The 12,229-nt window shown below is 71.7% G+C and carries 10 protein-coding genes; 8 read left to right on the top strand and 2 right to left on the bottom strand.

All coding sequences use genetic code 11. The features are described from left to right. Window positions 1-32 precede the first annotated feature (32 nt). The 3 genes from CLV67_RS48395 (at window position 33) to CLV67_RS48385 (ending at window position 3,711) form a co-directional block, all read left to right on the top strand. Window positions 33-848: a glycosyltransferase family 2 protein gene (locus CLV67_RS48395; RefSeq protein ID WP_146169622.1), complete on the top strand. Its 816-nt coding sequence runs from the start codon at window positions 33-35 to the stop codon at window positions 846-848. Window positions 849-898: 50 nt separating this feature from the next. Beyond that, on the top strand, window positions 899-2,383 hold the full coding sequence (locus CLV67_RS48390; RefSeq protein ID WP_170154287.1) for a glycosyltransferase: 1,485 nt from the start codon (window positions 899-901) through the stop codon (window positions 2,381-2,383). 134 nt (window positions 2,384-2,517) lie between these two features. Then, complete coding sequence (locus tag CLV67_RS48385) at window positions 2,518-3,711, top strand: glycosyltransferase (protein ID WP_106330751.1); 1,194 nt, start codon at window positions 2,518-2,520, stop codon at window positions 3,709-3,711. Window positions 3,712-3,743: 32 nt separating this feature from the next. Here the strand turns inward: CLV67_RS48385 and CLV67_RS48380 are convergent, their stop codons facing one another. Continuing rightward, window positions 3,744-4,955 carry a tryptophan 2,3-dioxygenase gene (locus tag CLV67_RS48380; protein ID WP_203737850.1) on the bottom strand — a complete coding sequence of 404 codons (1,212 nt, stop codon included), beginning with the start codon at window positions 4,953-4,955 and terminating at the stop codon, window positions 3,744-3,746. Next, window positions 4,948-6,210, bottom strand: a complete 1,263-nt coding sequence (locus CLV67_RS48375; protein ID WP_106330750.1) for a cation:proton antiporter — start codon at window positions 6,208-6,210, stop codon at window positions 4,948-4,950. Before CLV67_RS48375 ends, CLV67_RS48380 begins: the two co-directional genes overlap by 8 nt. Window positions 6,211-6,399: 189 nt before the next feature. Between CLV67_RS48375 and CLV67_RS48370 the strand changes: the two genes are divergently transcribed. The 5 genes from CLV67_RS48370 (at window position 6,400) to CLV67_RS48350 (ending at window position 12,226) form a co-directional block, all read left to right on the top strand. Then, a complete protein-coding gene (locus tag CLV67_RS48370) occupies window positions 6,400-7,368 on the top strand; it encodes a VOC family protein (RefSeq protein ID WP_106330749.1) in 969 nt (322 codons plus the stop codon). Next, entirely contained in the window at window positions 7,365-8,420 is a 1,056-nt protein-coding gene (locus tag CLV67_RS48365; protein WP_106330748.1) for an alpha-hydroxy acid oxidase, read from the top strand. Before CLV67_RS48370 ends, CLV67_RS48365 begins: the two co-directional genes overlap by 4 nt. A gap of 109 nt (window positions 8,421-8,529) precedes the next feature. After that, the gene (gene gntD / locus CLV67_RS48360; RefSeq protein WP_106330747.1) at window positions 8,530-9,531 is read left to right on the top strand and encodes a guanitoxin biosynthesis L-enduracididine beta-hydroxylase GntD; all 1,002 of its coding nucleotides are present in this window, start codon (window positions 8,530-8,532) and stop codon (window positions 9,529-9,531) included. Further along, window positions 9,528-10,661, top strand: coding sequence for a capreomycidine synthase (gene vioD / locus CLV67_RS48355; protein ID WP_106330746.1), 1,134 nt, complete (start codon window positions 9,528-9,530; stop codon window positions 10,659-10,661). The genes gntD and vioD overlap by 4 nt, the downstream gene beginning before the upstream one ends. Next, a complete protein-coding gene (locus CLV67_RS48350; RefSeq protein ID WP_106330745.1) occupies window positions 10,655-12,226 on the top strand; it encodes a tryptophan halogenase family protein in 1,572 nt (523 codons plus the stop codon). The genes vioD and CLV67_RS48350 overlap by 7 nt, the downstream gene beginning before the upstream one ends. Window positions 12,227-12,229: the final 3 nt, after the last annotated feature.

The raw sequence follows: 12,229 nt of genomic DNA, 5'->3' as shown, positions 1-12,229 counted from the left end.
GATGCAGATCTCGCCTACGGAACGGGGAAACCGTGGCCAGATTGGGTGTGGTCATCCCGACTCACCACGGCTCGACCATGCTCGACCGCAGCATGCGTTCGCTGGCTCGGCAGACCCGTACCCGCGACGTGCACGTGGTCGTCGCGGTGAACGACGACCGTGCCGACAGCTACGACCGGGCCGTCGCCCTGGCGCCCGAGGTCCGTGCCGCCGGGATCGAGTGCATCGTCATCCGGACCGCGCCGGGCAGGCAGGCCGGCATGCGGGCGGCCGACCGGCTGCTGCCGCCGGGCGCCCGGCTCTACCTGGACCAGGACGCCGCGCTGTCGCCGTCGGCGGTCGCGACGCTGCTCGCGGTCCTGGCTCCGGGCACCGGCATCCACTTCGCGGTGCCGAGGTTCCGGCTGGCTCCCGGCCAGAGCGCGGTGACCCAGGCCTACTACCGCATCTGGCGGGAGCTGCCGTACGTGCGGCGCTCGCCGGCCACCTGCGGAGCGTACGCGGTGTCGGCGGAGGGCCGGTCGCGCTGGGACGTGCTGCCCGACCTGCACTCCGACGACAAGTGGGTGCGCTGGCACTTCGCGCCGTTCGAGCGCCGTGTCGTCTCCGACGAGTGGTACCAGGTGGTCGCCCCGGACGGTGTGGCCGATCTGCTCCGGGCGAGGCGCCGCTACCAGCGCGGCAACCGCGAGCTCGGTGGCCTCACCCCGCGACCGCCCTACCCGGACGATCACATCCGGCACCGCGGCGTGGTGAAGTCGTTGCTGGCCAAGCCCGCGGCGTGGCCGGCCGCCGCCGTCTTCCTGGCCGTGCACGCCGCGGGCCGGCTCACCCCGACCCGCCGTTGAGCCCCGACCCGCCGTTGAGCCCCGACCCGCCGTTGAGTCCCGACCCGCCGTTGAGTCCCGAGCAGCCGTTGACCCCCGAGCAGCCGTTGACCCCCGAGTCGCCGTCGATCTCCATGGGCGGCCGCGTCGACGTGGTGGTGCCTGCCCACGACGAACGGGCCCTGATCGGGGCCTGCCTGCGCTCGGTCGCCGCCGGCGCGGCGGGTCTGGACGTGCGGGTCGTGGTGGTGGCGAACGGGTGCACGGACGACACGGCGGACGTGGCGCGGGCGGCCGGTGCCGGTGCCGATGTGGACCTCATCGTGGTGGAGCTCGCGGCCGCGTCCAAACCGGCGGCTCTGAACGCGGCGAACGAGTACCTCCGTGGCGTACCCGTCGTCTATCTCGACGCGGACACGGTGCTAACGCCGGGGTCGCTGCCCGCGCTGGTGGCGGCTATGGACGCGGCCGGCCGGCCGGTGCTGGTGGGCCCGCGGCCGGTTCTGGTGCGTCCGGGGGACCGGCTGGCCCGCGGGTTCGGGGCGGTCTGGTCGCGCCTGCCCTCGGTCGAGGGCGATGTCGTCGGCAGCGGCTGTTACGCGGTGAACGCGGCCGGCCGGCAGCGGTGGGGCGAATTCCCCGACGTGATCGCCGACGACGCGTTCGTACGTTCGCGGTTCGCCGGGGCGGAACGCCGGGTCGTCGACGACGCCGGGATGTTGCTCGTCCTGCCCGCCGGACGGGAACTGATCCGGGTGCTGGCGCGGTGGCGTCAGGGCAACGCCGAACTCGCCGACGCGTCGCCGGCCGCCGGTGCCGGCAGTAACGCGCGGGCGGTGCTGGCCGCGCCCCGGCTGTGGCCGCACGTCCCGGCGTTCCTGTGGGTGCAGGTGGCGAGCCGGCTGCGGCGGCCCGAGCGCTGGGCCCGGGCGGACGGGTTACGCACTCCGGGCTCCTTCGCGCCGGGCGTCTCCACTACGACCGCGGGGGTTCCCGCGCCGGGCGTCTCCACTACGACCGCGGGGGTTCCCGCGCCGGGCGTCTCCATTCCGGCCGGGGGTGTCGCCGCTCCGGGCGCCGGCATGACGACCGTCACCCCGACGGCCGCGCTGGTGGCGGTCGGCGGTGAGGTGGACGAGGTTCTGCACGCGCTCGCGGTGCGGTTTCCCGGTGCGGGGCTCTACGGCGGCGCGGTCCGGCGGCCGTCGCTGCGGCGTGCCGTCGCATACTGTCTGGGCCTCACCGAACTCGCACCCGCGCCGCCCGTCCTGATTCGCCGTGACCTGCTGCAACGGCTCGGCGGTGTCGACGGCCGGTTCGGCGGGCACGGTGCGGTGACCGACCTGTGGGTGCGGGCCGAGCGGGCGGGTGTCACGCCGGTGTCCGTGCCGGCCGGGGACCCCGGCCACGGTCCCGAGGACGTGCTGCGCGACGAGATCCTGCTGCACACCACACACCTGCCGATCTGGGGGCGTGGGCCGGCCCGGCTCGCGCTGCTCGCCGCCGCCCGGTTCCACCGGCCCGGCTCTGTCTCACGGCTGTCTCAACGGACCTGAGACGGCGGTGAGGCACAGCCGCGGATCACTGGACGCTCGCCGGAGCCCGCGTCGCGGCACACCCCCACAGGCTTGCGGGGGATCGGCGCCGTCGAGAGAATCGCCGGGCCGGGGGTGCCGCCGAGGAGGTCGGGATGCGGATTCTGCTGTCCACCATCGGGTCCCGCGGCGACGTGGAACCCCTCGTCGCGGTGGCACTGCGGATCCGCGAGGCCGGTGGCGAGGCGCGACTCTGCGTACCGCCGGACTTCCGTGAATGGATCGAGGAACTGGGCCTGCCGGTGACACCGTTCGGGCCTTCGGTGCGGCCCGGAGCCGGCCCGCGGCGACCGGCGGGCACGACACCCCTGGCCCGGCGCCGGCTGATCGAGGGCACCGTGGCGCTGCAGTTCGAGCAGTACCCCGCGGTGGCGGCCGGCTGTGATCTGATCGTCGGCGGCGGGCCGATGCTGTTCGCCGCGCCGTCGGTGGCCGAGATGCTGCGTGTCCCGTACCTGAACGTGCACTTCTGCCCGGTGTCGTTGCCCTCGCCGCACCACGCCCCGCCGCCGGTCGCCTGGGGTGGCGACACCACGGCCGACGCCGGCCGGCAGTGGGCCGACGACGCCCGCCGCTGGAACGAGCACTGGGGACCCGCCGTCAACGAGCAGCGCAAGGCGGCCGGGCTGGCGGCCGTCGACGATGTCCGGGCCCACCTGTTCACCGCCCGTCCCTGGCTCGCCGCCGACCCGGTGCTCGGGCCGTGGCCCGGCTCCGGCGAGGTCACGGTCACGCAGACCGGCGCGTGGATCCGGCCCGCCGGCGACACCCTGCCGCCGGAGGTGGAGGCGTTCCTCGACGCGGGGGAACCGCCGATCTATTTCGGACTCGGCAGCACCCCTGTAGGCAATCGCGGTGTCGGCGACGCGATGCTCGCCGCGGCGCGGGCGTCCGGCCGGCGCGCGATCGTGGCGCGGGGCTGGGCCGAGCTGTCGGCCGGCGGCGGCGCCCCGGACTGCCTGGTCGTCGGCGAGCTCGACCATCAGGCACTGTTCCCGCGGGTCGCGGCCGCCGTGCACCACGGCGGTGCGGGCACGACCACGGCGGTCGCGCGGGCCGGGGTGCCGCAGGTGATCCTTCCGCATCGTTACGACCAGTTCTACTGGGCCGGGCGGGTTGCGGAACTCGGCATCGGTGCGGCCCACCCGGCCGGTCCGCTGACCGCTGAATCCCTGGCCGGCGTGGTGGAGACGGCGCTGCGAGCGGGTCCTGCGGCGCGGGATCTGGCCCCGCGGGTCCGTGCCGACGGCGCGAGCGTGGCCGCCGCCGGTCTGCTCGCCCTGGGATAGGCCGCGGTGCGGAGTCCGGCCAGGGCCCCGGCTCAGGTGCGGCCGGCGGCCCCGGCGGCGTCGTCCAGGTCGTCGTTCAGGAAGACCGGGATGGTGCGGGCGCGGCTCAGGTACGGCGTGCCCTCGGTGTACCCGGTTCCGGTGCGGTCACCGAGCATGCGCACGGCCAGACGGTAGTGGGTCTGGCGCCAGCGGCGCACGGCGGCGGCAAACGCACGGAACGCGGCCACCACCGGTTCGGCGCCGGCCGGCGGGTTGCGATCGGCCGGTCCGACAGCCTCGGTGTACGCCTGCTCGAGCGTCCGTAGCCCGTGGCGCACCTGTTCGCGTACATCGGGCGTGTTGTGAAAGGCGGCCGAGGCCAGCCGGTCGTCGTCGGGCAGACGGCACAGCGATTCGAGGAGCCGGTAGTTGCGGGACTGGATGGCGCTGGCGCCCACCGTGAACTCCCGGAACGTCCGGAACGACTCGACCTGCATGGTGGCCAGCAGCGAGAACGTGGGCGCCGACTCGGTCAGGATCCGCGCGGCCACCGACACGTGACCGGCCGCCACAGCCCAGGCCCGGTCGTCGAGGGCCGTGATGCCGGCCCGCAGCCGCAGCACGAGCATCGCGAAGGTGGTCTCGAAGACCTGCAGCACCCGGATGAACAGGTACTCGTCGTGCGAGACGTAGACCGGCAGGATGCTCAGGTCCAGCGCCCGCAGCTCGTCGGGACCGAGCAGCCGCCGCATCGCGGTGCGCAGGCCGGTGACCGCCGTGCCGTCGTCGTCCGCCAGTGGTCCGGCGCCGAGCCGGGCCAATGCCGGCCGGGCCACCTTGAGCCCGAGCCGGAACCGTTTGGCGACCAGGTCCGGGCCGGGGCGCATCTCCGGCAGCAGCGCGGTCCGGCCCGCTGCGGCGTCGTGTTCGAATCCGAGCACGTCACCGAGGAGCCCGGCCACCAGGCGGTCCCGGGCGACCAGGGCGGAACCGGCGTCCGTGCCGGGCAGCGGCAGCAGACTCAGTGCCAGGTAGGACCGGTAGTCGTAGCGGTCGTCCCACTTGTCCAGCAGCACGTCGAGCCAGCGCGGCAGCACCGCCGGGGCCGTCGTGCCGCGTATCGCCTCGCGAGCCAGGGCCAGCTGTTTCAGCGTGTGCTGGGCGACGAAGTGCTTGCCGGTGCCGTGGAAGCCGGCGACGACCGGCGCGTACGGAAAGGTCGCCGGGTCGGGATCGGCGAGCCACGTCGCGAGCTCATCCATGCCGATCGTCACGATCGGTCGTGGCGCGAGCGCTGATCGGAAGGTCGTCTGCCGGTGGCGGTACGGGTGTGCGCAGCCCCGCCAGCCGCAGCAGTGGCCCGGCCATCGCCGTCGTGACGACCGCCATCACGACCATGAGCGAGTAGAGCTCGGTGTCGAGGAGCCCGAGCTGCAGCCCGACCATCAGGATGATCAGCTCGGTCAGGCCGCGGGTGTTCATCAGGATCGCCAGCATCACCGACTGCCGTGGTGGCAGCCGGTGCAGCCGTGCCGCGAGGAAGGCGCCGCCGAACTTACCGGTGATCGCGACGACCAGGATCAGTCCCAGTTCCAGCAGGCCGCCGGCGCTGAGGGACAGATCCACCTTGAATCCCGCGACCACGAAGAACACCGGCAGCAGCAGGGTGCCGTTGAACCGCTGGGTGCTCTCGACGATCTCACGCCGCAGCAGCCCGGTGCCCTCCCGTGGAATCAGCGCGCCGAACAGGAACGCACCGAACAGGAAGTGCAGGCCCATCCACTCGGTCGCGGCGGCCGACAGCAGCGCGCCGATGAAGAACGTGGCCAGCAGGCCGGGGGTGATGCCGGTGGCTGCGGCGAGCCGGCGACGCAGCAGCGGCCGGACGATGCCCAGCATGACGCCCAGATAGGGGGCCAGGAGCAGGAGAAGCCACTGATCGGTGCCGCCGCTGCCGGCCACGGTGATCACCACGGCGAGCAGCGACCAGGCGAGCACGTCGTCGATCGCGGCGCAGGCCAGCGCGAGCCCGCCGAGGGTCGTCCGCTGAAGACCACGATCGGTCAAGATCCTTGCGAGTACGGGAAACGCCGTGACCGACATGGCCGCGCCGATGAACAGCAGGAACCCGAGCCGGTGCTCCGCCTCGTGCCGTGGCGCGAGGAACAGGGCCAGGCAGACCCCGAGACTGAACGGCAGCAGGATCGAGCTGATCGCGACCGACGCGGCGATCGAGCCCTGCCCGCGCAGGTTGCGGTGGTTGAGCTCCAGTCCGATGAGGAACATGAAGATCGCGACGCCGACGTTCGCCAGTGCCGTGAGGAAGGGCCGCACCTCCATCGGGAACAACGTGGTGGAGACGGCGCCGAGCAGCGTCGGCCCGGCCAGGATCCCACCGACCACCTCTCCGATGACCGCCGGCTGGCCGAGCCGCTGGGCGATCCGGCCGCAGATCTGGCTGAGCAGGAGGATCAGTGCGAGATCGAGCAGGAGGAAGGTCGCTTGAAAGGTAGTCAATGGAGGCCTTCCCAGGCGATTTTGTCAGCGAATGCTCGCGGTGAAGGTAACCGCGTATTCAATGGCCGGTCAATGCCATAAAGAACTGTCGGCGCTGCTGTGGCGGCCCGGTCCAAGCGCCGTGGTGTGCCGGTGGAGCAAGGCTGGTGATGCATTCGAAAGGCCGCCGTGATATGCGAGCCTCTTGCCATGCCCGTGAAAAGAATCGGATACGTCGAGCTCTACGTCGGGGATCTGAATTCGAGCCTCGACTACTTCGTGGACGCCCTCGGGTTCACCGAGACCGGGCGGTCCGCTGGACCCGGCCTCGACTCGGTCCACCTGGCGCAGGGGACGTTCCGGCTGCGCGTGTCCGCCGGCCCGGCCACGGCCGCCTTCGTCGACGCGCACGGCGACGGCATCGCCGACATCGCCTTCGTCTGCGACGACGTCACCGCGACCCGCGACCGGGCGGTCTCGGCCGGGGCGACCCTGTTCACGGGCGGTGCACAGCCGGTTGTCTCGGGCTTCGGCGCCGTACGGCACACACTGCTGCCGGACGGTCCGGACGAGACGGTCCCGGGCGGGCTGATCCAGGAACTCGACCACGTGGCGGTCTGCGTGGACGCCGCGACGCTGGCCTCCAGCGTGCAGTTCTACCTCGCCGGGTTCGGCATGGAGATCTACTCCAGCGAGTACATCGAGGTGGGTGGGCAGGCGATGGACTCGGTGGTGGTCCGCAGCCCGTCAGGCGGTGTCACGTTCACCATTCTGGAGCCGGATTCGGAGAAGAACGCCGGGCAGATCGACGCGTTCCTGGAACGCAACAACGGCGCCGGTGTTCAGCATCTCGCATTCCTGGTCGACGACATCGTGGGTGCGGTACGGCACTACCGGAACAGTGGTGTGGAATTCCTGAGCACCCCGGCTTCGTATTACGACGTGCTCGGTGAGCGGCTCGGTGGAATGAGCGAGGAGATCGCCGATCTGCGGTCCACGAGCGTGCTCGCCGACCGCGATGAATGGGGATATCTGCTGCAGCTGTTCTCCCGGTCGCCGCACGAGCGCAACACGCTCTTCTACGAGCTGATCCAGCGGCGCGGCGCCCGTGGCTTCGGCAGCTCGAACATCCGGGCGCTGTACGAGGCGGTCGAGCGCGACCGTGTCATGACGGAATGAACCACGCCCTCACCCTCGACGACGTCGCCGGGCTGGCGCGGGCGCGCCTGTCTCCGCCGGTCTGGGACTTCGTGGCCGGCGGTGCGGGCGACGAACGCACCCTGGCCGCGAACCGGGACGTCTTCGACCGGGTGTGGCTGCGCCCGCGGGTGCTCACCGGGGCGGGCCGTCCCGGCCTCGGCACCCGCGTCCTCGAGGCCGACTGGGCGGCGCCGATCGGGGTGGCGCCGCTGGCGTACCACACGATGGCCCATCCGGAGGGCGAGGCGGCCACCGCCCGCGCCGCGGGGGAGCGTGGCCTGCCGCTGGTGGTCAGCACGTTCGCCGGCACGGCGTTCGAGCAGATCGCCGCGGTGACGGCCGCGCCGCTGTGGCTGCAGGTCTACTGCTTCCGCGACCGCGCGACGACCCGCGCGGTCGTCGAGCGGGCCGAGCGGGCCGGGTTCGCGGCGCTGGTGCTGACCGCCGACACCCCGCACCTGGGGCGCCGGCTGCGCGACGTACGCAACGGCTTCGTGCTGCCGCCCGGCGTGGCACCGGCCAACCTGGCGCCGGGCGACTACGCGTCACCGGCGGCGCACGGCCGGGACGAGCTCGACCCGGACCTGGACTGGTCGGTGATCGGCTGGCTGCGGTCGATCACCGCCCTGCCTGTCCTGGTGAAAGGGGTACTGACCGGCGAGGACGCGCGGCTGGCCGTGCAAGCGGGCGCGGCCGGCGTGATCGTGTCCAACCACGGCGGCAGGCAGCTCGACGGTGTGCCGCCGACGTTACGGGTGCTGCCCGAGGTCGTACAAGCGGTGGCCGGCCGCGGCCCGGTGCTGCTCGACGGCGGCGTGCGGCGCGGTACGGACGTCCTGGTCGCGCTGGCGCTCGGCGCCGACGCGGTCCTGCTGGGCCGGCCTGTGCTGCACGGGCTGGCGATCGGCGGCGCGGCCGGGGTCGGCCGGGTCCTCGACATCCTCGTCGAGGAACTGACCGACGCCATGACGCTGACCGGGACCGGCTCCGTCAAGGACGCCGGCCCGGCACTCGTCAGGGAGCAGTGGTAGAAGCGGTTCCCCTCTGTGCCGGGGGCCGAGGCAACGCAGAGCACGCAACACCAGAAATCTGTGCGGATGTCGATGTCAGAGTGCCGGTTCCGGCCAGGAAGGACGAACCATGTACAAGCTTGAGTTGAACGCCGACGAGGTGCGTGACATCGAGCGTCTGCTCGACGACGTCGAGGGGGAGTTCGGCGCCCTCGACACCGAGGAGTCGCTCAAACTGGCCACGCTGCACGCGCAGGAGCTGCCGCGCGACGTCCGGGCCCGGATCAACGCGTTCCGGCTCGGCGAGCTCGACGGCGTGCTGGTCGTCTCCGGCTACCGCGTCGACCAGGAGCGGGTGGGCCCGACCCCGGGGCACTGGCGGGAGCGGCCCGAGCCCAGCACCTCACGCCGCGAGGAACTGCTCCTGCTGATGATCGGCTCGCTGCTCGGCGACCCGTTCGCCTGGGGCACGCAGCAGGACGGCCGGCTCATCCACGACGTGCTGCCGATCGCCGGGCACGAGAACGAGCAGCTGGGCTCCAGCAGCGAGGCCCTGCTGACCTGGCACACCGAGGACGCGTTCCATCCGCTGCGCGGTGACTTCCTGCTGCTCGGGTGCCTGCGCAATCCGTACGGCGCGCAGACCACGGTCGGCTACGTCGACGCGCTGGAGCTGCCGGAGAGCGTGCGCGACGTGTTGTTCGAGCCGCGGTTCGGGATCCGGCCGGACGAGTCGCACCTGGCCAAGAACAACTCCGACGCCGAGGGCAAGGCGTTCGAGGACATCGAGGAGATGGATCGTGCTCCCGAGCCGATCGCGGTGCTCTTCGGGGATCGGAACGCGCCGTTCGTACGCGCCGATCCGTATTTCATGGATGTCGCCGAAGGCGATGACGAGGCCCGTTCGGCGCTCGACGCGTTCGCCAAGGCGATGGACGACCGGATGTTCGACGTCGTGCTCGGCGACGGCGACTTCATCGTCATCGACAACTACCGGGTGGTGCACGGGCGCAAGCCGTTCAAGGCCCGCCACGACGGCACCGACCGCTGGCTGAAACGGATCAACATCACCGTGGATCTGCGCAAGTCGCGCGCGTCGCGGCCGGCCAGAGACGACCGGGCGATCAGATGAGACTGCGACCGGCACCGCTCGAGGACTGGCTCCGTGACTACTACTTCACCGCCGAGATCGACATCAGCTCCAGTGGTGTCGAGCCGTACTCGATGACGTGGCTGCGGCAGACGACCGGGCTGGGGTACGACGAGATCGACACCCTCGTGTTCGACGACGGCTACTCACTGGGCGCGCCGCCCGTACGACAGGTGATCGCCGATCGATGGGGTGACGGTGACGCGCGGAAGGTGATGACCACCAGCGGATCCAGCGAGGCGATCACCCTGGTGCTCACCGCGTTGCTGGAAGCCGGCGACCGGGTCGTCGTCGTCGAGCCCGGCTACCACTCGCTCGTCCGGTTCGCCGAAGGGCTCGGCTGCGACACGGTGACCTGGCGGCTCGACGCCGACGCCGGTTTCACGCCGTCGCTGGACGAGCTCGCGGAACTGGTCGACGAGCGGACCCGGGCGATCATCGTCAACTTCCCGCAGAACCCGACCGGCGTCTCCATCACCGAGCCCGAGCTGCGCCGGCTCGTGGCGATCGCCGAGGGGGCCGGCGCCTACCTGCTCTGGGACGCGGCGTTCGCCGACCTCACCTACGAGACCGCTCCGCTGCCGTGCGTGTCCACGCTGTACTCGCGCGGCATCGGGTTCGGCACCTTCTCGAAGGCGTTCGGGCTGCCCGGGCTGCGGTTCGGCTGGTGCCTGGCGCCGCCGGAGGTGCTGGCCGGGTGCGTACGGGTCCGCGACTACACCACGCTGCACGTCGCGCCGCTGATCGAGCTGCTGGCGCTGCGGGTGCTGGAGAACGCCGACGCGTTCATCGGCCCCCGGCGGGAACGGGCACGGGCCAACCGGGAACTGCTGCGGCGCTGGGCGCAGGCCGATCCGGAGCGGGTGTCGCTGCGCCTGCCGGACGGCGGGGTGGCCGCGTTCCCGCGCCTGCTGGGACTCGGCGACACCTACGAGTTCTGCGACAAGCTGTTCCTGGACCGGGGCGTGCTGGTGATCCCCGGCTCCTGCTTCGGCGCGCCCGAACACATCCGGGTCGGCTTCGGCGGCCCCACCGAGGCGCTGGCCGAAGGCCTCGACCGGCTGAGCGCGGCACTGTCGGACTCGTCGCTGAGGGAGCGTTCCGCATGGTGAAGAACGTGGTGATCGTCGGTGGCGGCACCGCCGGGTGGATGTCGGCGACCTATCTGCGGGCCGCGTTCGGTGACCGGGTCGGCATCACGCTCGTCGAGTCGGCCCGGATCCCGACGATCGGGGTGGGCGAGGCGACCTTCAGCACGATCCGGCACTTCTTCGGGTACCTCGGCCTGGCCGAGAGCGAGTGGATGCCGGAGTGCAACGCCACCTACAAGCTGGCGATCCGTTTCGAGAACTGGCGGCGGCCCGGCCACCACTTCTACCACCCGTTCGAACGGCTCCAGCGGGCGAACGGGTTCTCACTGGCCGACTGGTGGCTGCAGATCGGCGGCGCGCGACGCCTCGACGAGGAGTGCTTCATCACCACCGCGCTGTGCGAGGCGCAGCGCAGCCCCCGGCACCTCGACGGCACGTTGTATGGCATCGGCGCAGGCGGCGGTGACCTGGGCGCCGGCACCGACCCGGGCCGGAGCACACTGACCGAGCAGGACACGCAGTTCCCGTACGCCTACCACTTCGACGCCGCGATGCTGGCCCGCTACCTCACCCGGATCGGTGTCGAGCAGGGCGTACGGCACGTGACCGACGACGTGGTCGGCGTGGGCCGCGACGACCGCGGCTGGATCACCCACGTCACCACCCGCGAGCACGGCGAGGTGGCCGGTGACCTGTTCATCGACTGCTCCGGGTTCCGGGCCCTGCTGATCAACAAGACACTCGGCGAGGAGTTCGACTCGTTCGCCGACGTGCTGCCCAACGACCGGGCCGTGGCGCTGCGGGTGCCGTCCGACATCGACACGGTCGGAATCCGTCCGTACACCACGGCGACCGCGATGGACGCCGGCTGGATCTGGCGCATCCCGCTGTACGGACGTGACGGTCTCGGATACGTCTACGCCGGGGAGTACTGCTCCGAGGAGGAGGCCGAGCGGACCCTGCGCGACTTCGTGGGACCGGCCGCCGCCGGCCTTGCGGCCAATCACGTGCGCATCCGGGTCGGCCGGAACCGCAGATCGTGGGTCGCGAACTGCGTGGCGATCGGCCTGTCCAGCGGGTTCGTCGAACCGCTCGAGTCGACCGGCATCTTCTTCATTCAGAACGGCATCGAACAACTGGTCAAACACTTTCCCCGGTACGGTCCCGCGGACCGCAACGACGGCGACGACGGCCTGCGTGCCGCGTACAACGGGCAGGTCGGCCGGTGCATGGACGGTGTCCGTGAGTTTCTGACGCTGCACTATCGCGGAGCGTCCCGGGCGGACACGCCATACTGGAAGGCGGCCAAGGAGCGCGGCGACGCGGAACTGGCCGAGCGCATGCGGGTCTGGGCGGAGATGCTGCCGGGCGAGGAGAACATCTGGCCGCATTATCACGGCTTCGAGCCGTACTCCTGGATCGCGATGCTGATCGGTCTGGGGCGGGTGCAGCCGCCGCCGCGTCCGGCGCTTGCTCTGCTGGACGCGACGGAGGCCGGGCAGAAGTTCGCGGCGCTGCAGACCCAGGCGAAACGCCTCGTCGGCGAGTTGCCCGGGCACCGCGAATATCTGGCGCGCCTGCACTGAGCC

The sequence above is a fragment of the Actinoplanes italicus genome (genome assembly GCF_003001815.1).
Lineage (GTDB): Bacteria > Actinomycetota > Actinomycetes > Mycobacteriales > Micromonosporaceae > Actinoplanes > Actinoplanes italicus.
The sequence above is the reverse complement of the archived record's forward strand: the minus strand, read 5'-3'. Positions and strand labels throughout refer to the sequence as shown.

Excerpts from the sequence above, each read along its gene's own strand:
- CLV67_RS48385 (WP_106330751.1), top strand. The coding sequence starts at position 2,518 with ATGCGGATTCTGCTGTCCACCATCGGGTCCCGCGGCGACGTGGAACCC.
- CLV67_RS48380 (WP_203737850.1), bottom strand. The coding sequence starts at position 4,955 with ATGGATGAGCTCGCGACGTGGCTCGCCGATCCCGACCCGGCGACCTTT.
- vioD (WP_106330746.1), top strand. The coding sequence starts at position 9,528 with ATGAGACTGCGACCGGCACCGCTCGAGGACTGGCTCCGTGACTACTAC.
- CLV67_RS48350 (WP_106330745.1), top strand. The coding sequence starts at position 10,655 with ATGGTGAAGAACGTGGTGATCGTCGGTGGCGGCACCGCCGGGTGGATG.
- CLV67_RS48365 (WP_106330748.1), top strand. The coding sequence starts at position 7,365 with ATGAACCACGCCCTCACCCTCGACGACGTCGCCGGGCTGGCGCGGGCG.
- CLV67_RS48370 (WP_106330749.1), top strand. The coding sequence starts at position 6,400 with ATGCCCGTGAAAAGAATCGGATACGTCGAGCTCTACGTCGGGGATCTG.
- gntD (WP_106330747.1), top strand. The coding sequence starts at position 8,530 with ATGTACAAGCTTGAGTTGAACGCCGACGAGGTGCGTGACATCGAGCGT.